At 52.6% G+C, this 20,747-nt stretch carries 15 protein-coding genes; 3 read left to right on the forward strand and 12 right to left on the reverse strand.

Translation table 11 applies throughout. The features are described 5' to 3' along the window. The first annotated feature begins 19 nt into the window (after positions 1–19). Both QWY20_RS02255 and QWY20_RS02260 read left to right on the forward strand, forming a co-directional pair. On the forward strand, positions 20–2,413 hold the full coding sequence (locus tag QWY20_RS02255) for a Lon protease family protein (protein ID WP_330127409.1): 2,394 nt from the start codon (positions 20–22) through the stop codon (positions 2,411–2,413). Next, the gene (locus tag QWY20_RS02260) at positions 2,403–4,304 is read left to right on the forward strand and encodes a TIGR00341 family protein (RefSeq protein ID WP_330127410.1); all 1,902 of its coding nucleotides are present in this window, start codon (positions 2,403–2,405) and stop codon (positions 4,302–4,304) included. The genes QWY20_RS02255 and QWY20_RS02260 overlap by 11 nt, the downstream gene beginning before the upstream one ends. Here the strand turns inward: QWY20_RS02260 and lnt are convergent. From lnt to QWY20_RS02310, 10 genes are all read right to left on the reverse strand, one after another. Further along, a complete protein-coding gene (lnt, locus tag QWY20_RS02265) occupies positions 4,301–5,785 on the reverse strand; it encodes an apolipoprotein N-acyltransferase (RefSeq protein WP_407935392.1) in 1,485 nt (494 codons plus the stop codon). The genes QWY20_RS02260 and lnt overlap by 4 nt on opposite strands. A 61-nt stretch (positions 5,786–5,846) precedes the next feature. After that, positions 5,847–6,719, reverse strand: a complete 873-nt coding sequence (locus QWY20_RS02270) for an HlyC/CorC family transporter (protein ID WP_330127412.1) — start codon at positions 6,717–6,719, stop codon at positions 5,847–5,849. A 35-nt stretch (positions 6,720–6,754) separates the two neighbouring features. Continuing rightward, positions 6,755–7,216 (reverse strand): rRNA maturation RNase YbeY, encoded by a 462-nt coding sequence (gene ybeY / locus QWY20_RS02275; protein WP_330127413.1) that lies wholly within the window; start codon positions 7,214–7,216, stop codon positions 6,755–6,757. Then, entirely contained in the window at positions 7,213–8,244 is a 1,032-nt protein-coding gene (locus QWY20_RS02280; RefSeq protein ID WP_330127414.1) for a PhoH family protein, read from the reverse strand. The genes ybeY and QWY20_RS02280 overlap by 4 nt, the downstream gene beginning before the upstream one ends. A gap of 57 nt (positions 8,245–8,301) precedes the next feature. Continuing rightward, a complete protein-coding gene (gene miaB / locus QWY20_RS02285) occupies positions 8,302–9,726 on the reverse strand; it encodes a tRNA (N6-isopentenyl adenosine(37)-C2)-methylthiotransferase MiaB (protein ID WP_330127415.1) in 1,425 nt (474 codons plus the stop codon). A 94-nt stretch (positions 9,727–9,820) separates the two neighbouring features. Continuing rightward, complete coding sequence (locus tag QWY20_RS02290; RefSeq protein WP_330127416.1) at positions 9,821–10,669, reverse strand: DMT family transporter; 849 nt, start codon at positions 10,667–10,669, stop codon at positions 9,821–9,823. Between the two features lie 71 nt (positions 10,670–10,740). Then, complete coding sequence (locus QWY20_RS02295) at positions 10,741–15,141, reverse strand: EAL domain-containing protein (protein WP_330127417.1); 4,401 nt, start codon at positions 15,139–15,141, stop codon at positions 10,741–10,743. Between the two features lie 265 nt (positions 15,142–15,406). Then, the gene (locus QWY20_RS02300; RefSeq protein WP_330127418.1) at positions 15,407–16,372 is read right to left on the reverse strand and encodes a cobalamin biosynthesis protein; all 966 of its coding nucleotides are present in this window, start codon (positions 16,370–16,372) and stop codon (positions 15,407–15,409) included. A gap of 5 nt (positions 16,373–16,377) precedes the next feature. After that, entirely contained in the window at positions 16,378–17,079 is a 702-nt protein-coding gene (locus tag QWY20_RS02305; RefSeq protein WP_330127419.1) for a 5'-methylthioadenosine/adenosylhomocysteine nucleosidase, read from the reverse strand. Positions 17,080–17,128: 49 nt separating this feature from the next. Beyond that, on the reverse strand, positions 17,129–18,013 hold the full coding sequence (locus tag QWY20_RS02310) for a pirin family protein (protein ID WP_330127420.1): 885 nt from the start codon (positions 18,011–18,013) through the stop codon (positions 17,129–17,131). 215 nt (positions 18,014–18,228) lie between these two features. Here QWY20_RS02310 and QWY20_RS02315 point away from each other — a divergent pair, with 215 nt between their 5' ends. Continuing rightward, on the forward strand, positions 18,229–18,792 hold the full coding sequence (locus QWY20_RS02315) for a hypothetical protein (RefSeq protein ID WP_330127421.1): 564 nt from the start codon (positions 18,229–18,231) through the stop codon (positions 18,790–18,792). A gap of 37 nt (positions 18,793–18,829) precedes the next feature. Here the strand turns inward: QWY20_RS02315 and QWY20_RS02320 are convergent, their stop codons facing one another. Then, positions 18,830–19,300 (reverse strand): methylated-DNA--[protein]-cysteine S-methyltransferase, encoded by a 471-nt coding sequence (locus QWY20_RS02320; RefSeq protein WP_330127422.1) that lies wholly within the window; start codon positions 19,298–19,300, stop codon positions 18,830–18,832. Continuing rightward, positions 19,293–20,693, reverse strand: coding sequence for an AlkA N-terminal domain-containing protein (locus QWY20_RS02325; RefSeq protein ID WP_330127423.1), 1,401 nt, complete (start codon positions 20,691–20,693; stop codon positions 19,293–19,295). The genes QWY20_RS02320 and QWY20_RS02325 overlap by 8 nt, the downstream gene beginning before the upstream one ends. Positions 20,694–20,747: the final 54 nt, after the last annotated feature.

Raw genomic sequence — 20,747 nt, forward strand, 5'->3', positions numbered from 1 at the left:
ATGGATTGCAAGGAACTTCATGACCCAAACTCTCGATACCCTGGCACTTGCTCCCCATCAGCTGGCGCCGCAACTGCGCAATGACTGGCTGAAACACAGCATCTCACAAACCGAGCTGACCCCGGCTTTTATTGGTCAGGAGCGTGCTAAAGCTGCGTTGCAGTTTGCCATCGGCATGGATATGCCTGGCTACAATCTCTATGTGATGGGTGAGCCTGCGCTGGGGCGTTTTACCCTGGTGCAGGATATCTTGCAGCATGCAGCGGCTGAGAAAGCGACCCCGGACGAATGGTGCTACCTGAAAAACTTTGACGATGAGCGCTTGCCCACGACCTTACGGCTTTTACCCGGAGAAGGCCGGGCGCTGGCGAAACGCATCGAAGATCTGCTTGATGAAGTGCTGGATACTTTTCCGGCAGCCTTTGATAACCCCGGCTATCAGCGGCAGAAAAAAGCCATTCAGCGCACCTTTGATACCCGCTACGAAGCGGCATTAGAGGCGGTTGAACAAAAAGCGCTGGAGAAAAAAGTGGTGCTGTACGAAGAAAACGGCACCGTAAGCTTTGCGCCACTGATCGATGGCAAACCACTGGATGATAGCGAGTTTAACAAGCTAAGCGATGAAGAGCGGCAGTATTTCTACGATTTGGTCGGTGAGCTGGAAACCATTCTAAACGAGCAGTTGATCGAGTTGCCACAGTGGAAGCGGGAAGTATCCGAGCAGCTACGCGAGCTTCGAAAAGCCACCATCGAGCAGGTACTTAAACCCTTGTTTAAAGCGTTGGAGCATCATTATGTAGCCGAGCTTGGTGTGCTGCGTTATCTGCGGGATATGCGGCCGCACCTGGTCAGGCTGGTGCTGGAGCTGTTGCCGGAAGAAACTGAGCCGGAAAAGGCCGAAGAGCTGGATATCCGTACCCTGTTTATTGAAGAGTTTGTGCCGAATGTGCTGGTGCACCATGCCGCTATGGATGGTGCGCCTGTCGTATTCGAACCGCTCCCTACGTACGGGAACTTATTTGGCCGGGTTGAGTACGCCACCAGCGGAGGCTCCCTGTACACCAATCATCGTATGATCCGACCCGGGGCCTTGCATCGCGCCAACGGCGGCTATTTGATTTTGGATGCCGACAAGTTATTGCCGCAGCCTCAGGTATGGGAAGCGCTGAAGCAGGCATTAAAAAGCAATGAGTTGGTGATAGACACTCTGAGCGAGCATGCTGTCACCAATTCCACCATCATTACCCCCAAGGCAGTGCCATTGCAGGTCAAGGTGATCCTGATGGGCTCGCGCGATCTGTATTATCTGATCCAGGAAGTCGATGACGAGTTTAACGAGCTGTTTCGGGTATTGGCCGATTTTGAACACTACCTGCCCTATCAGCAACAAACCATGAATTACATGGTGCGGCAAATTCGTTTGCAAATGCGTGAGCTGGGGCTGGAGCTGCTATCCGAGTGTGGTTTTGAACGGCTGCTGCAGTTTAGCTTTCGTCAGGCAGAGCATCAGCACAAATTATCGGCCCGTTTTGCCGATGTGCTCGAGCTGGTGCGTGAAGCTTGCTATTACGCCACCCAAGCTGGCAGTGACAGTCTGACGGCTGAGCATGTCCGCCAGGCACTGGCTGGCAAGCAGTATCGTACCGGCCGTATCAGTGAGAGCTTTTTAGAAGACATCCAGCAGGGGCAGATTCTGATCGACAGCGATGGGCTGGCGGTAGGTAAGGTCAATGGCCTGACGGTGCTGGAGATTGGCGATACCACCTTTGGTACCCCGGCCCGCATCAGTGCGACCGTGTTTGCCGGTGCCTCTGGTGTGGTAGATATTGAGCGGGAAGTCGAGCTTGGTAAAGCCATTCACTCAAAGGGGGTATTGATTTTAAACGGCTTTTTAGGCGCGCGTTATGCACGGGACTTCCCACTGACGTTATCGGCCAATATTGCGATGGAGCAATCTTACGGCCATATCGATGGGGACAGTGCTTCGCTGGCAGAGATTTGTGCACTGATTTCGGCCATTACCCAGGTACCAATCAAGCAAAGCCTGGCGGTGACCGGCTCCATCAATCAGCATGGTGAAGTGCAGGCGATAGGTGGTGTGAATGAAAAAATCGAAGGCTTTTTCCGGCTTTGCCAGCTGCGTGGCCTGACCGGTGATCAGGGGGTGGTGATCCCGGCCAGCAATCAGCTGAACCTGGTATTGAATGAAGACGTGCGCCAAGCGGTCAGTCGCGGTGAATTCCATATCTATGTGGTAAAAAATGTCGATGAAGCGCTGTTTTTACTGACCGGTGTGGAGCCGGGCGAACAGACGCGGCGTGGCGATTACCCAAAGAAAACACTCAACGCCATGGTATTGAAACGCCTGGCAGAGATTGCCGAAATCGTCAATGGCGGCAGCGATGATGAGTGAGCCGTCAGTCACCATACCACTGGTGCTGCTGTGCCAGCCGATGGATGAGCAGTTTGTCCGTGAGCAGATTGTACCGTTGCTGGCCGGGCACGGTCAGCAAGCCGAGCTGTTGCTGTGGACGGGGAAACTTAGCCATTTGTTCAGTGCAGAGCAGCGCTTGCTGTGCTATTTACCCGATGAAGCCTTACGTGATTTGGTGCAGCAAGCACGGCAAAACCACTGGCAGTTGGCCTTGTTGCCGCATCCGGAGATGCGCCATGCCCGTTATGGCTTTGGTATCAGCGGTGATTTAGCCTTGGCGGTGGAAGATGCGGTGTCTCGTGAGTCCGAACTGCTGGATTTGATGCTGTGCAACGAGACACCGGTGTTTAACTCGGTGGTGGTGGGCGATACCTTTTCGTTGATCCCCGGTGAGGCACTGGCCGAGCGCTTTGCATTGCGGTTAAAGCGCTTTTTTCGTTTGCTCAGTAAAGTGGGCCAGGTCACCTTCAGTGCCTTTAAGCTGACTACCCAGAAAGGTAAGGAGCTGGATACCGCCGCGCTTGGCATCGTTGCGGTAGAGCATGGCCGCAGCTCGGTATTATCGCGCCGGCTGGTGGCCGACTCCAGCGCTAACGATGGCATGTTGCATGCGCTGGTGCTGGTACCACGCAGTGTGTTTGAAATGCTGCGCTTTTTGTTTGCCGCCTTGTTTTTACGCGATTACTGGAATAAAGGGACCCCTTCTTTTGTTGGTCATTTAAAAACCAGCAGCTTGCGCATTCAGAGCCCGAAAACCATCAATTACACCCACGATGGTTTGATTGAAAAGACCAAAGAGCTGGTACTCAGGGTAGAGCCACGCTGCCTGACGATGGTGCCGGGCCGTTATTTGACGGTAGAGGATAAACTGCCGGAGCAAAAAGAAGTCTTTAAAACCCAGCCGTTGCCAGCCGGTAAAGCGAAATCCGAGTTAGTGACTTACCCCTTGCCCTGGATCCATCACGCCGCCACCGAAGAGTTTAAGGATTTATTTCTGGCACTTCGGGAAAGTGCCAAAGCCACCCCCTCGTATTTAATGCTGATGGTGCTGGCAACCTTATTGGCAACTTTTGGTCTTTTTGCCAACTCCACGCCAGTTATAATTGGTGCCATGATCCTGGCTCCATTAATGGGCCCGATTATTTCAATGGCGCTTGGTACCCTGCGGCAAGATGAAGGCCTGATGCTGACCAGTGCCCGTAGTATCGGGGTCGGCACGGCATTAGCCATCAGTTGCGCAGTGATCGCTACCTGGCTTATTCCACTCAATACCATCAACAGCGAGATTGCTGCCCGAATCAGCCCAACCTTGCTGGACTTAGGGGTAGCCGTAGTTTCCGGCATCGCAGGTGCCTATGCCCATGCCCGGGCGGAAGTGGCAAAAAGCTTAGCGGGAGTGGCCATCGCTGTGGCATTGGTTCCGCCACTGGCGGTGGCAGGCATTGGCCTGGGCTGGGGTGATTTTACGGTATTCTGGGGTGCTTTTTTACTCTATCTGACCAACCTGGTAGGCATTATCTTAGCCGCTGTGCTGACCTTTTTATTTTTGGGCTACAGCCCGTTTCATCGTGCCCGTCGTGGCCTGGCTCTGACCTTTGGGCTGGTGGTGCTACTGAGTATTCCGTTGGCGCTAAGTTTTTCCCATATGGTACAGGAAGGGCGCATTAAGCAACAACTGGAAGGCATCGTGTTGGAAGATATTCAATTGCGTCAGGTGCAGGTAAGGCCGGGCAGTCCAATCCGGATCTCATTGACGCTGGTCTCACGCACCACCATTGATGAAGCGCAGATGGATGATATCAAAGGGCTGATTGAGCAAAAGCTGGCTCAGCCGGTGGAGTTGGAAGTCGGCACCCGGGTGATCCGCTAAGCTGGTATGCGTTGGCTTTGCCAGCCTGCCAGCAGTAACAGGACTAAAGAGCATAACCAAAGCGGCCAGTCCCGGTAACGGCTGTAAGGCGTTTGGCCAGTGGTGAGCTGCATCTGGTCGGTCAAAACACCCGCTTCAAACTGCGGTAATTGCTGTTGAATGCGGCCATCGGCCGCTATGGTAGCGGTGATGCCGTTGTTGGTGGCGCGCAGCAAGGGGCGGCCAAACTCCAGTGCCCGCATCCGGGCGATTTGCAGGTGCTGGTGCGGCCCTATGCTGTCACCAAACCAGGCATCGTTGCTGACGGTGAGCAGCAATCCGGTATCCTGCTGGAAATTCGCTGCCAGTTGCCTTGGAAAAGCAATTTCAAAACAGATGGCGGGCAGTAATTTGTGATCATTGGCCAGCAGATTGTGTTGCACAAAGCTGCCCCGGCTAAAAGAGCTCATCGGCAAATCAAAAATCGGTGCCAACGGGCGCAGCAGGTCTTCAAAAGGGACAAATTCACCAATGGGCAGTAAGTGATGTTTTTCAAAGCGGTTGCTGTGCCTGGGTTGATAATGGCCGCCAGCATCGCTTTGCCGGCGTTTACCCAGAGTAATCAGGCTATTCCAGGCCTCTTCGGTGTAAAAGTTGTACTCGATAATACCGGTGATCAGGCTGCTGCCATGCTCTGCCAGAATGGCATCAAGCTCAAATAAGTAAGGCTCTGCCAGAATTTCGACCCGCGGAATAGCCGCTTCCGGCCAGATGATCAACGGCGTGCCTAAATGTGGCTGGGTGAGCTCCAGGTACAGACGCATGGTGCTGACTTCAAGCGCCGGATCCCAGCGCAGTTCTTGTTTGATATTGCCCTGAACCAGCGCAACATCGAGCGTTTCTCCGGTAGCTTGCCAGCCATGCCAGTGACTTGCCAATGGAGCGCTTAGCCAGAGCAGTACTGCCAGTGCAGCGGGCCAGAACTGACGCCTGGAGAGCAGTTGCATCAGTGCTGCAGCACTGAGCACCAAAATAAAGGTCAGGCCGGTTTCGCCAATCAGCGGGGCCCAGTGCCTGAGAATGCTGTCCGTTTGGCTGTAGCCAGGGGAAAGCCAGGGAAAACCGGTCAGGAACCAGGAGCGAAGGGCCTCCAGCAGCATCCAGGCTGCGGCCAGATAAAGTGGTAACATCGAATGTGCTTTAAGCCGAAAAGCCAGCAGGGCAAACAGCAAGGGATAGAGTGCCAGATAGGCACTTAACAGCAGCAGCAGCGCCAGGCTAAGCAGCAAGGGCAAACCACCGAATTGCTCAATCGGAATATGCACCCAGTTCAGGCCCGCCGCAAAGTAACCCAGCCCCCAGCTAAAGCCCAGCCAGGCTGCGTGCTGCCAGCGGCTGCTGCAACAGGCGGCATAACACAGTATGGCGATGGTGAGCACAGGGAGTAGGGTGAAGCTATAAGGCGCAAAGGCAAAGGTGCTAATGGCACCGGTCAGTGCCATCAGCAAAGCACTCAACCAGCGTGAGTCAAACACCCTTGTCAGCTGTGGCGGCTTAAACACCTCAATCGGACTCGCTACAGACCGGTGCTTTGCCATTGATCACCTGCAGTTGCAATAACCGCCGGCTGTTGGCTTTGCTGACTTTAAACAACAGGCCGTCCAGTTCAATGCTTTCACCGCGCTCAGGCATATGACCAAAGGCATGCAGCACAATGCCACCGATGGTATCAGCTTCTTCTTCATTGAAGTGGCTGCCAAAGTGGTTGTTGAACTCATCCAGTGGGGTCAAGGCACTCACCTGAAACACATTGCTGGCCATTTTTTTGATATCGGCATCTTCGGCATCATCGTGTTCATCTTCAATTTCACCGACGATTTGCTCCAGAATATCTTCGATGGTGACCAGGCCAGAAACGCCACCATACTCGTCCACCACCATTGCCATGTGGTAGCGTTTTTGGCGAAATTCCTTCAGCAGCGCATCGACCCGTTTGCTTTCGGGAATAATCACCGCCGGCCGCATGATGTCACGCAAGTGGCATTGAGGTGCATCGGGTTGAAAGGCGAATTTTAATAAGTCTTTGACCAGCAGGATCCCTTCAATATGGTCTTTGTCTTCATTGACCACCGGGTAACGGCTGTGGTTGTTTTCCAATAATATCGGCAGAATTTCGGCAATGGACTGCTCAACATCCAGTGTCGCCATTTGTGAACGTGGGATCATAATATCCCTGGCGCGCATCTTGGATACATCCAGCACACCATGCAGCATGCCTTTGGTATCTTCGTCGATCAGCAGGTTATTGGCAGCCTCGCTGATCACGTTTTCAAGTTCCGAGACATCTTGGGGCTCTGCGTTAAATATTCCGGCGAGGCGGTCCAGCCAGGATTTCGGCGCAGAGCCGCGGCTAGAGTGGGGGTTGTCGTCACTCATTAATGAACTGTATGCTCCAGCTAATCATCGGTATCTTACTCTGCATCCGTCAGGTAAGGGTTGGGAAAACCAAGCTTTGCCAGCAGCGCTATTTCCAGCTGCTCCATCTGCTCGGCTTCGTCTTCCTTTATATGGTCAAATCCCAGTAAATGCAAGCACCCATGGATCACCATATGCGCCCAGTGTGATTCTGCAGTTTTTCCTTGCTGGCTGGCTTCTTCAGCAACCACCTGGCTGCAAATGACCAGATCGCCGAGTAAGGGCAGGCTCAGGCCGGGTGGGCACTGAAAGGGAAAGCTCAACACATTGGTTGGCTTGTCTTTGCCGCGGAATTGACTATTTAGCTGTTGGCTTTCGCTGCTATCCACCAGGCGAATGGTCAGTTCCGCCTCATTACGGTAGGGGCTAAGTGCAAGTTCTGCCCACTGGGCAAACTGCGCCTCGGTCGGTAAGTCGAAAGCCGTGCTGGCCTGTTGCAGATCCAGTTCCAGCCTCATGCTTTGGGCCTGCGAGGACGTTTTTCTGCCGGTGTTGCGTCAGCTTCCGCAGCCAGCTTCTCGGCTTCGTGCGCCTCGTAAGCCAGGACAATTTTTTGCACAATGGGGTGGCGTACCACATCTTTAGCATCAAAAAAGTTCATGCTGATGGCATCGACATCGGATAGCACATCGATAGCATGTTTGAGGCCAGAATACTGGCCACGTGGCAGGTCGACCTGGGTGACATCACCGGTGATCACCGCTTTGGAATTAAATCCGATGCGGGTCAGGAACATTTTCATCTGCTCGACCGTGGTGTTCTGGCCTTCATCCAGAATAATAAAGGCATCGTTTAAGGTACGGCCACGCATGTAAGCCAGTGGCGCAATTTCAATAATGCCATGCTCCAGATACTTTTCTACTTTGTCGTAGCCGAGCATTTCAAACAACGCATCGTATAAAGGGCGCAGGTAAGGGTCGACTTTTTGCGACAAATCACCTGGTAAAAAGCCCAGCTTTTCACCTGCTTCTACTGCGGGACGGGTCAGTACGATGCGTCGTACCAGATTTTTTTCCAGCGCATCGACGGCGCATGCCACGGCCAAATAGGTTTTACCGGTGCCGGCCGGGCCTATGCCAAAGATTACATCGTACTTTAGCACATGCTTGACGTAGGCTTTTTGGTGCGGGTTGCGCGGGGTGAGCAAGCCTTTTTTGGTTTTCAGGCTAAAGTCCGCGCTGGTCTGTTGGTCCGTGCTGGCGTTTTGCGCCTGTTGAATCATTAAATGTACCTGTTCAATGCTAAGTTCCACCACTTTACCTTGTTGTGACGTCTCTCGGTAGAGCTGATCCAACACAAAGTAGCCGGCCTGAACGGCACTGGCAGAGCCACTGAGTTTAAAGGCTTCGTCACGGTGCGCTATGCTCAGTTGCAGGCGCTGTTCGAGCAGACGCAAGTGCTCATCGAACGGGCCGCACAAAGACAACAGACGTTGCTGCTCGGCCGGGCTGGCGGTAAAGGTTTTATGGCTGGTTGCAGTGCTCAATAGCAACCTCTCAATAGCTCAGGCTGGCAAAACCAGCCTGTTGGCAAGAAGGAGAGTTTAGGGAGCAAACTGAGTCACTCCCAGCTCATCGGCTTTGGGTTGGCGCGCCAAAATTTGCTGCGGGGATACTGCCCGGCGCAGTCCCATATCCTGTTCGGTCCGGATCAGCGTGCCTTTTAATGAGTTGGCATAGACATCGTTGATCAGTACATCGACAAATTGACCAATCAGTTTCGGATCGCCTTCAAAATTGACCACCCGGTTGTTTTCGGTGCGGCCGCACAGCTCCATCAGGTTCTTTTTTGACGGGCCCTCTACCAGAATGCGTTGCTCCGTATTCAGCATGCCGCGGGCAATCCGCAGTGCCTGCTGGTTGATACGATCCTGCAAAATGTACAAGCGTTGTTTTTTCTCATCTTCACTGACATCATCCGGCAAGTCAGCGGCTGGGGTACCTGGCCTGGCGCTGTAGATGAAACTAAAACTCAGATCAAAATCAATGGCCTGGATCAAATCCATGGTGGCAGCAAAGTCTTCAGCCGTCTCGCCTGGGAAGCCGATGATGAAATCGGACGACATGCTTAAATTGGGCCGGACTTTTTTCAGCTTTCGTACCTGCGATTTAAACTCAAGCACAGTATGACCACGTTTCATCAGCGTCAGGATCCGGTCGGAACCGGATTGCACCGGCAAATGCAGGTGATCGACCAGCTCCGGAATATCGCGATAAGCTTCAATGATGTCATCGGTAAATTCAACCGGATGTGAGGTGGTGTAGCGAATGCGATCGATACCATCGATGGCCGCTACCAGCCGCAGCAATTCAGCAAAGCTGCAAATGCTGCCATCGTGCATGCTACCACGGTAGGCATTGACATTTTGGCCCAGCAAATTGACTTCTCGCACGCCTTGCTCGGCCAGTTGGGCGATTTCAAACAACACATCATCCAGCGGCCGGCTGACTTCTTCGCCGCGGGTATAGGGCACCACGCAGAAGCTGCAGTATTTGGAGCAGCCCTCCATAATGGAGACAAAGGCGCTGGGGCCGTCGGCTTTGGGCTCTGGCAAGCGGTCAAATTTTTCAATTTCCGGGAAGGATACATCGACCACAGGCGCGCGATCACCGGTGACGGCTTTGATCATCTCAGGGAGACGGTGCAGGGTTTGTGGGCCAAAGACAATGTCGACATAGGGCGCACGCTCACGAATCGCCGCGCCTTCTTGCGAAGCGACACAGCCACCCACGCCAATCACCAAATTGGGGTTCTTTGCTTTCAGCGGCCGCCAACGCCCCAACTGATGGAAGACTTTTTCCTGCGCTTTTTCACGAATTGAGCAGGTGTTCAGCAGGATCACATCGGCTTCCTCAGCGTGTTCAGTGAGGCTGAAGCCATGGGTGGCATCCAGCAGGTCTGCCATTTTCGATGAGTCGTACTCATTCATCTGACAGCCCCAGGTTTTGATGTGTAGCTTTTTGCTCATGCTCTGATGGACCCTGTGTCGTTACTGCGCATAAAGGGCGCATATTTTAGCCCAGCCAGACCGGAAGTGCCAGCCCTGTCGGCTGGGTGTTTGCTTAAAGCAAGCGCTGTCGGGTGGTGATGTAGCCGGCATAGAAGATCACCAGTACGCCAGCCAGCCAGCTCATGGTGACCGGCTCCTGCCAGAACAGGTAGCCAAAGAGACCAGCGAAGATGACGCTGCTGTAGGTCCACATGCCAATGGCACTGGCCGGTGCCAGCGCGTAGGCCCGGGTCATCGCCAACTGGCCAATAGCGGCCAGGATGCCCATGCCAATAAATGCCAGCCAGGCTTCATTGGGCAGCGGTTGCCAGTAAAATGGCAATGGGATCACCGAAAATACAGCGGTGAGCAGGGAAAAATAAAACACCGTTCGCACGGCAGGCTCTGTGCTCGACATATAGCGGATGGTGGTTTTGGTCACGGCGACCAAAGTGGCTGCAGCCAGCGCGACCAAGAGTACTTTGGTCATGCCCGGTGCCGGCGTTGGTAGAGCCAGCAAGACACCCACAAACCCCAGAGCAATCGCAATCAGCGTAAGCTGGCTGGGACGCTCTTTTAGCCAGACGCGGGCGATGACCGGAATAATAAAGGGAGTGAGTAACAACACTGCCATGGCCTGTGCCAATGGCAGTTGCCCAAGCACATAGAAAAAGCAGTACATCGATACCAAACCTGTCAAAGCACGAAAGGCATGCAGGTACCAACGCTCGGTTTTTAACAAACTCCAGCCTCTGCTGTACAAAAACGGTAGCATCAGTACCAGTGCAAAAGCATTGCGGAAAAACACCACCTGAGCTTCGGTGGCCATGCCACTGCTGTATTTAACCAAAGCACCAATGCCAGCAAAGCAGGCCTCTGCCAATAGCAGTAATAATGCACCTTGCAGTAGAGGGTTTCGCATGATGAGCCTGGTTCGGAAAAGCTGGCATTGTAACAGATTCAGCGCCGTTGTCTGCGGGCCTTGAGCCCGGCTTACAAAGATCCCGGCTCAGTGGTACTGTGGGTGGCAAAGCGCTTGCTTTCAAGCAGCTGCTTCAACTGATTGGCCGGCATCGGCTGGGCAAAAAAGTAGCCCTGAATCAACGTACAATGCCGCTCGCTGAAAAAACGCAATTGTTGCTCGGTTTCTACCCCCTCGGCGACACAATACATGCCAAGGGTAGTGGCCATGCTCAGCATGGTTTCAATAATGGCTTCATCGTTTTGATCAATGCCGATGTCTTTAACAAAACTGCGATCAATTTTTATCGCGTCGATGGGCAATTCTTTTAAGTATTTCAGCGAGGAGTAGCCGGTGCCAAAATCATCCAGCGCCAGTTTAATACCAAGTTTGCTTAGTTCATGCATGGTGGCGATGGCGCTGGCATGATCGCGCATCAGCGCGCTTTCGGTCACTTCAAAACGAAGGCAGCTGGGCGGTAACTGGTACTTATGCAGCATGTGTTCTACTTGTTCAGCCAGGTTGTCGTGCTCAAGGTGACGGGCTGACAGGTTGACCGACAGATACAAGGGAAAGTTCGCTTGATGCCACCCCTGCAAATCTGCCAGGGCACGCTCCAGCAGTTGCTGGGTCATGGGAATGATCAGGCTTAGATCTTCGGCTAAGGGGATAAATTCGGCCGGAGACACTACCCCATCACTGCTGTACCAGCGCAGTAAGACTTCAGCACCCACCATGCTTTTATGTTTACTATCTATAATAGGCTGGTAGTAATTGACGAACTCTTTTTGTTGATAGGCCTTGCGTAAACGGGTTTCCCGCGCCAGCTGCATGTGGGCTTTTTCATTCATTTCCTGGGTAAAAAACTGGAAGTTATTTCGGCCAGCTTCTTTTGCATGATACATGGCAACATCGGCGTGTTTCATCAGTTCAAAAGCGGTAAAGGCATCATCCGGATAGACCGCAATACCAATGCTGGGTGAAACTCCCACCGTATGAGGGCCCAGCTGCATCGGCTCGCCAATAATTTGCAGCATTTTGCGCGCGACATGGCTGATATTGTCGTTGCACTTGTAGCCTTCCAGCAGCACAACAAACTCATCGCCCCCCAAGCGGGCGACGGTATCACTCTCCCGTAAGGTTAAACTGAGACGCCGGGCGACTTCTTTCAGCAGTAAATCACCAATATCATGGCCAAGAGAATCATTGATTTGTTTGAATCTATCGAGATCCAAAAAGCACAAAGCCAGCGACCGCTTGGAGCGCTTGGCCGTTTCGATGCCATGATGAATCCGATCCATTAACAGCGCCCGGTTGGGTAAGCCGGTCAGGGCGTCGTAATTTGCCAGATAACGAAGTTCATCTTCGGCCAGCTTTTGGTCGGTGATGTCGGTAAACACCAGCACGAAGAAGCCCACTTTGTTTTGTTCTCCGACAGCACTGATGTTGATCAGGGTGGGGCGTTCCCGCCCATCCGGTGTGACAATAATTTCTTCGCCTTGCCAGTGTTGATTGACCTGAAACTCGCGCAATAACTTGGTGTAATAACGGCGGCGATCCAGACTGATGCCAAGGTGGTGCGTTTGCGGGTTACTCAGATAATGCTCGACCGGGCCAAAGGCATCGGCAAAGGATTGGTTGGCGGCAATCATGCGTTGCTGTTCATCCAGGATCACCACCCAATCGCGGGTTTTTTGAAACGCCTCACCAAACAGACGGGCTTTTTCCTGGCTGGCGCGGGTTTCGGTGATGTTGCTAAAGGTGCCCATCACGCGTATTACCTGATGTTCATCGTCCAGTTCAGCGATTTTGCCGATATCACGAAACCACAGCCAATGGCCGTCTTTGTGTTGCAGCCGGTAAGTGTGATCGAAACTCCCTGTTTTTTGTTCGGTGAATAACTGCCATTTCTGTTCGAACTGGGTTTTATCTTCCGGGTGGATCAGCGACAGGTGCTGCTCCAACGTCAACGGATTGAGTGACTCGCGGTAGCCCAGCATGCTGTGTATGCGTGAGGCGTACAGACTGTTTTTGCTGGCATACCATTCCCAGGCGCCACTATCGACCGCTGCCAACGCCTGCTTCATCCGCTGCTCACTGGCTTTGAGCTTGCGGTGCGCCATGGTTAGCATGCGTTGATGCTGCTGTCGGTTGCGCAGCCAGGTAACCAGGAGCAGTATGCTCAGCAGGGCATAACCAAAGTAAGCCCAGTTACTGGCCCACCAGGGGGGGAGCACACGCAGAAATAGCCGGGCTGGTTCACTTTCATGCCCGGTGATAGGGGACACCGCTACCACCTGAAAGTTGTAGTCACCTGGGGGCAGTTTAGGAATGATGATGTGAGTCTCTGTTTGCTCTGGAAATAGAAAAGATTGTTTGCCAGTTAACGATACCCGAAAGCGGGCTCTGTTCTTATCCCGAAAGTTCATGCTGCTAAAGTGCAGCTTTAGGCCTTCAACATCAAAAGGTAACAAAAGCCGGTTGTCATTTAAAATGCCGTACGAGGTATGAACACGTCCATCCAGCGAGTTCAACTCGGTAATGATGGCGTGAGGTGGATTTGTCTCCGTCATAAGGTAACCAGGCTCTACCAGAGTGATGCCTTGCATATTGCCATAGACCAGTCGGCCATCGGTTAACTTCAATCCGGCCCGGCTATTGTAGGTATAACTGATAAGCCCATCGTATTTGGTAAACTGCTCAATATGAAAGCTCTGCGGATCCATACGGAACAGGCCGTGCGGATTGGTGAACCACAGCCAGCCGTATTCATCTTGCTCAAGGCTAAAAATTAACTGACTTTGTAGCTGATTGTGCTGGTGGAAGTGATGCAGTAACTCAAAATCAGGCAGGCTAAAAGCCAATAAACCAACACCGTTCAGACCAACCCAAAGCCGATGCTGTGAGTCCAGCAGCATGCTGTCGGCAAAGTGGGCGGCTGCCGGATTAGGATGCTCAGCTTCAAACAATAGCTTGAGTGCGCTGGTTGAAAGGTCAAGTAGCCAAAGTTGATTGGCACTGGTAAATAGCAGCTGAGACTCCGAACCAGGGGCATTGCCCAGAAAGCTACCAAATAGATTGGGGTCGAAGTGCCTTAAGGCTTCTATAGGGGTGATGATGCCTGGTTCTGGCTGATAACTGTATATCTGATGCCCGTGAACGAACCAGAATACCCCTGAACGATCCTGCCAGAAGCTTCTGGAGCCCTGGCCAAGTAAAGGGCGTTGCGTTTCGTCGGCAAGTGGCGCTGGCAGTACTTGCCGAGCATTGGTATCGAACAAAGCCAGGCCATAAGGCGACATAAAATACAGTTGCTGATTGCTTTGTGGAAAAAGCGCCAACACAGTTGACTCATGGAGGTAAGCTTTAGGGTCTGGGTTTTTTAAAAAATGTTCCAGTTGACCTGTTGCAAGATTGAAGTGATTTAAACCATTACTTGTACCGATCCATAGATGATTTGGTGCCATTTCGGCCAGCGAAAAAACACGTGAGTCGGTCAAAGCATGATGATCTCTTTGATGACCGAAATGCGTAAATGCGGTAGTGCGCGGATGCCAGTAATAAGCACCATCGTAGCGGGTTCCTAACCAGAAACCACCGGACTGATCGCGCAGCATGCTGATCATATTATTGTCAGTGAGTTGCAGGCCACTGTGTTGAAAGCCCCATAAAAACTCAAGATGGTTCGTATCCGGTTGAAAGCGGTATAACCCCTGATCGGTGGCAATCATGGCCTGGTGCTCCAACCATTCCAGATGCCAGATATTGCGCTGCGGTACCCGGAGCTGGCTAAGAACCGGCTCACCTGCTGCTAAATAAGTGGGAATGGCTGACAATGGCAGGCTGTACAGTCCCTCTACCGCACCAATCCACAGCTGCTCATGCTGAACAGAGAGAAATTTAATATGCCGTTGTGCCCGGCTTGCTGTTGGTGGCAGGTAGGGTATCGCGGTTGTCTTTGCTGTTGCTGGGTCCAGCAGCAACAGTTGATCATGGGTACCAATAAAGACCTTATTCTCGAAGGGGTAGACGGTACGAATAAAACGCTCCAGGCTGAACTCGCCCGGAAGCTGATACAGTGTTTCGATAGCACCGCTGTCCAGATGCAACATAAATACAGTTTGATTGGTTGAAACCACCAATTGATTGTGTGAATACGCCATCATGGAAGTCACTTCATGCAGCGGACTTTGAAAGAGATCAGGCAAAGCAAACCTGGACTCAAGCTCTGCAGTATCCGGGTTGAAGCGATAAACGCCGCTATGTCTGGTTGCCACCCAAATACTGGCATCATCCAGTTGCAGTACAGCTGCAAATTGCGCATTTTGCAGCGATTGTTGTGCGTTATTGAGCTGAATAACCCGGGCGCTGTCATAGCGACTTAAACCGCCTTCCAGCGCTAACCACAGAAAGCCATCCTGATCTAACATCATGCGGGTAACGGCACCAGGCGGTAAACCGTGTTCAGTGGTAAGAGGTTGCAGCACAGGCTTTATTTGCGCACTAATGGAGCACGCTATTAATGCAGCACAGAGCATAACAAGCTGGCTAATGAACTTCACTGCCAGCCCTCAGTGACCAGCATTGTTGTTATTGTTTTATGCTGTACCATGTGTACCTACTCACTGTTGCTATCATCAAACAAGCATTTACTGCACTGAACTTTCACTATACTGAGCCTTGCAAATAAGTCCAGCGTCAGTGATACCAGAGCAGCAAGTACCAGCCAGCCACTGCCATGCCCAGCAGTAATAAAACAAAGTGCAATAAGTGCTGCTGTGCTTTTAATGCGCCCAGCAGATGACGGTGATCCGGCTCGGGGTAATCGGTTGCCAGTTTGTCTCGGGTCACTTTTTGCTCAGCTTCGTAAATTGCAGGGCCACCCAGGCGACAACCTAAGCTGGCACAGGCACTGACCAAACAGGCAGTTTGCGCCCGATCGAAGGTTTTGACTGGCGCTCGCCCCAGTTGCCTGAATGAATTACGGCAGCGCAGCCGAATACAAACCAGTAGAAAGCACAGCCAATAACCAGGCCAAAGCAGGTAGCGCGCCAGTATGGATGCTGGGGCACCGAAGTGTTGGTTGTGACTGAGTTTTGTACTCCACTCTTGTTGCAAAATCAGCAATAATCGTATGGCGATGGCCAACCAAATTCCGCCGAGTAAGTACCAGAACAAAGTATTTAACCAGATGTGGGCAAAGTGCAGCCACAGGCTTTCAATGCCGGCTTTACTTAGCCCCAGCGAAGACAACGAGCGGGTTTGCCGAAGCATGACTTTGCTGGCCAGATCGCGGGCCAGCGTCAGTTGTTGTGCAGCCAGCGCTTGTTGTAAACGAATGATGCGCTGACGAATGGGGGCAAAATCAAGGCAAAGGTACAGCAACAGTAGCTGGTACCATTCAGGCCAGGCCATCAAGCTGTTGCTGGCGTACAGCAAGGCCAGAAAGGGCAGCAGTGCTAACAGAAGGGCCAGGGTGCCTGATAGTCGTAATTGAAAGATGTTGCGCTTGGGATCCGGGTTAACTTTTTGTGCCAGTTTCTGGGCAAAAAACCGGAAAAACGTCAGTGGATGGTAGCTTGAAGGCAAGGGCAGCAAGACGGCAAATAGCACCACCAGCCACAGCAGTGCAGGGCTGGTTTGCAGCTGCTCAAGCCATGACATCTGTGTTAGGCAGCGAGTTGTTGCAGCAAGCCTACTACCATGGCGGAACTGTTTTTCGACGCCACTTCCAGATAGGCTTCAAAGGAGTCAGGGGACTCTTTGCCGGCAATATCACTTAAACTGCGGATCACCACGCAGGGCACCTGCATCTGATAACACACCTGTGCAATAGCAGCACCTTCCATTTCGACTGCCAGCATGGTGGGGAAGGTTTGGCGGGTTTGTTCAATACGAACCGGATCGCACATAAAGCTGTCACCGGTGGCAATTAAACCCTGTTTGGTTTGACAAAAACCCAGCTTGGCGATGCTTTTTTCTGCGGCCTGAACCAGCCGGGTGTCGCTTGGAAAGGTAGCGGGCATCTGGGGCACTTGTCCTGGCACATAACCAAAGGCCGTCACATCGACATCGTGATGGCACAGCTCGGTACCAATCACAATGTCACCAACATGCAACTCAGGATCAAAACCGCCAGCAGAGCCCGTGTTGATCACTGCATCGACTTGAAAGCTCTGTATCATCAGGCTGGTAGCCAGCGCCGAAGCTACTTTACCGATACCAGATTGCACCAGCACCACGGCCCTGCCCGCCAACTGACCACAATGAAACTGATAAGGGCCAACTTGTTGGGTAGTCGCCTCTGTCAGTTGTTGTTTCAACAGGGCCACTTCAGGCTCCATAGCACCAATAATTCCAATCCGCTGCATCGTCATTTGTCTTCTTGAAGGGGAAAGCCGCAGTATACGGCTTTTCCTATCAGATTTGAATGGCTTGCAGTGGCTGATCGCCGGTCAGTTTACCTGCCTGGTAATCTCGGATCGCCTGTTCGATTTCATCAGGGGTGTTCATCACAAAAGGTCCGTACTGAACAACTGGTTCGCCGATGGGTTTGCCAGCCAGCAGGATAACCTTGGTATCGCTCAGTGCTTTGATCTGCACCTCATCGCCCTGACTAAGCACGGCTGCATGATGCACCCCAATGCTGGCCGGTTGCTGGCTTGTTGGTAACTCCAGGTTGCCTTCATAGACATACAGCAGTGCATTGTAAACCGCTGGCAACTGCAATGCGATGTGTTCATCAGCTTGTAAGTGCAAATCATAAAACTGTGGATCCGTGCTCAGGCCGCGAATGGCACCATCCAGTGTCAGCTGATCTGTCTGAATACGACCGGCAATGACTTTGACCTGACCACCACTTGCTAACGCCGCTTGTGGAATATGCTCAGGTGCAATATCGACATAGGCGGCTGCTTTCATTTTCTCTGCTGCAGGCAGATTCAGCCACAGCTGAAAACCTTGCATCAAACCGGATTCCTGCTGTGGCATTTCCGAGTGAATAATGCCCCGACCTGCTGTCATCCACTGCACACCGCCACTTTTCAGGTGGCCTTTATTGCCCATATGGTCTTCATGCAGCATATGGCCATGCAACATGTAGGTCACGGTTTCAAAGCCACGGTGTGGGTGGGCTGGAAAGCCGGCGATGTAATCGTTGGCTTGGTCGGAGCCAAAACAATCCAGCATTAAAAACGGATCCAGCCGCAGTTGTTGGCTAAGGCCAAGGCTGCGCTTGATTTTCACGCCGGCGCCATCGGACACCTGCCGTGCGGGTATCAGTTGTTGTACGGTTCGAATACTCATCATAAATTCCTCTGTAAGGACAGTGTGCTCATTTAATACCAAGTACATTCGAAAGAAAATTGCATAGATTGGCATGGATGGTTCTATTTTATGGAATGATGCAGTCCGCCTAAGGTTCAGCTTTGGTTAAGTTGCTGCTTGTTAGCCTGAAAACTGACAAATGAGAAGACTGCCGGATCGTCTGGTCCTCCGACAGCAGTTACAAGGAGAGCAAAATGAAAAAAATGACCCCTGGCTTAACCCGAGCGAGTTTGACCCGAGTATGTTGTGCCCTGACACTGAGCCTGGCTGCAGCCAATGTAGCCGCGGTGAACTGGGATCATGTTGGCGTTGGTTATGTCGATCATTTCGGCTCCGGTGCCTATCTTAATCTGAGCCATCAATTAGAGCCTCGCTGGGTGATTCGTGCCGATCTGGAGCGGGTATCAAAGCGCTCGGTGGATGTCAGTGAGTTTTCGTTGGGTGCGAATTACTTAACGGAGTTCAAATTGGACTTTGCACCGTCTATCCAGACTTACATTCGTGGTGGCTTGCAGCATGCCTTCGAAGATGCCAGCGATACAGGTATTTATGCAGGTGTTGGTATTACCGATAAATTGACACCTGAAGTGGAATGGTTTTCGGAGCTTAGTTATCACACCATTGGTCGTGACTATACCAGTCTGGCCGGTGGCATTGCTTTTTATTTCAGCCCGGAGTGGGCCGCTCGCACCAGTGTAGCGCTGAACAGCGGTCATCGCTCCAATGAATTCCGGCTGGGCGTGTCTTATCAATTTTAACGCCTGAGTGTCTCTGTTTTACGCTGCTGCCCATCCTTCAGCAGCGTGTCTGGCCTGGTTGTTGCTCATGCTGCAGTAGCCAGGCTTTTTTGTCCAGCCCGCCGGCATAGCCGGTCAATTGGCCATTGGCGCCGATCACTCGGTGACAGGGAATCATGATAGCCACCGGATTCCGGCTATTGGCCATCCCCACAGCCCGGACTGCCTTTGGATTGCCAATGGCGTTGGCGATTTGCTGGTAGCTTCTGGTTTCACCAAATGGGATCTGTTGTAGTGCTTGCCACACTTGCTGCTGAAACGCGGTGCCTGTCGGTACCAAAGGGAGGGTAAAGGCTTGCAAAGTGCCACTAAAGTAACCTTCCAACTGCTTTGCGGCTGCGTTAAGCAAAGCCGTTGTTGGTGCTTTTAATGCTGTGTCACTCTGCAACAGCCGGACGGCGCAGATCCCTGTTGGGGTGGCTTGAATGGAGACTGCGCCACAAGGGCCTTGGATGATGCATTCAGTCATGGGGTTGTCCTCTCATGGTGGGGGCCGTCTGAAACCAGAGCTGCAAGGTGGCATAACTCCGCCAGGGCGCCAACTGCTGGTGGCTGATATTTTTATCGTGTTGTTGCAGGGCTTTTTGGATGCCCAAATCGCCGCCTAACCAGATATCACTGTCTTGCAAGCCGCGCAAACTGGCGTAATGGCAAGTCCAGGGGCCTATGCCTTTGATGGCTAGCCATTGCTCCGTGGGAGCATCTGGTTGCCTGAGCATCAGGCGGGCAAAATCACGCAGGGTTTGGCGGCGGGCCTGAGGCAACTTCAGCATTAGCAGATCACTATCAGCGATCGTGGCTGGCGTTGGAAACAAGCGCTTATCCGGTTGTTCTGGTAATGGCTCGCCCAGCGCCGCGACTAAACGATTTAATTGAGTTCTGGCGGCAGCGACACTGATTTGCTGGCCTAAAATGGCCCTAATGCCGGCTTCCCACACACTCCAGACACCGGGGATGCGTAGACCGCTGATTAGATGCTGTTGAAACCAGGGATGCAGACGCAGTTGCTGTTCAATCAGATGGCAATCGGCATCCAGATCCAGTACCCGCCGAATATGTCGAACCAATGACCAGATTTCGGTTGCAGCCGGGTAGTGCAATTGAAGCCGCAACTGATTGCCAGCACTGGGCTCAATATAAAAACTGCCGTTGTGCCCTTGCCACTCAAAACTGCGGCCATAGCCGGTAGCCGTGCACCATTCCACCTTGTCCAGCGCTCGTGCTTGCCAAAAAGCCAGTAAGGATTGCCAGGCCAAAGGCGGGCGGTAACTGAGTTCAAGTGTGAGTAAACCATCTGATGCTGGCGATGTGCTGCGCCTTATCTGCCTGGGGCTTAGCTGCAACTGCTTGACAAAAGCATCATTAAAACGGCGAATGCTGTGAAAGCCTGCCATTAACGCAATGTGGTGAATAGGCAGCTGGGTTTCGTGCAGCAATTTTTTAGCGAACAATACCTGCTGATTAAGCGCATACTGCTTGGGGGCAATGCCCAGGTGTTGTTGAAACAATTGCCGTAAGTAGCGCTCGCTGATACCAAGCCGCTCGGCCAGTTGGGCCTGATTATGCTGCTGCAAGGCGCCTTGATCAATTAAGCGCAGTGCCCGCTGCAAGCTGGTTTGGCTGCCTTGCCAGGCCGGAGAGCCGGGAGCACTGTCCGGCCGGCAGCGCAGGCAAGGGCGGTAGCCCGCCACGCTGGCTGCAGCTGCACTAGCAAAGTACTCGACATTGCTTTCCAGCGGTGTTTTGGCCGGGCAGATGGAGCGGCAAAAAATGCCGGTAGATTTTACCGCGGTAAAAAAAGCGCCATCAAAGCGCGGGTCACGGCTTTGGCGTGCTTGTTGGCATATCTCCGGCGTCAACATAAACGGGTTCCCATCATTGAATCAGGCTGAGTATATCAGGCTAGGCAACAAATA

The organism is Alkalimonas cellulosilytica (genome assembly GCF_036325985.1).
GTDB classification, from domain to species: domain Bacteria; phylum Pseudomonadota; class Gammaproteobacteria; order Enterobacterales; family Alteromonadaceae; genus Alkalimonas; species Alkalimonas cellulosilytica.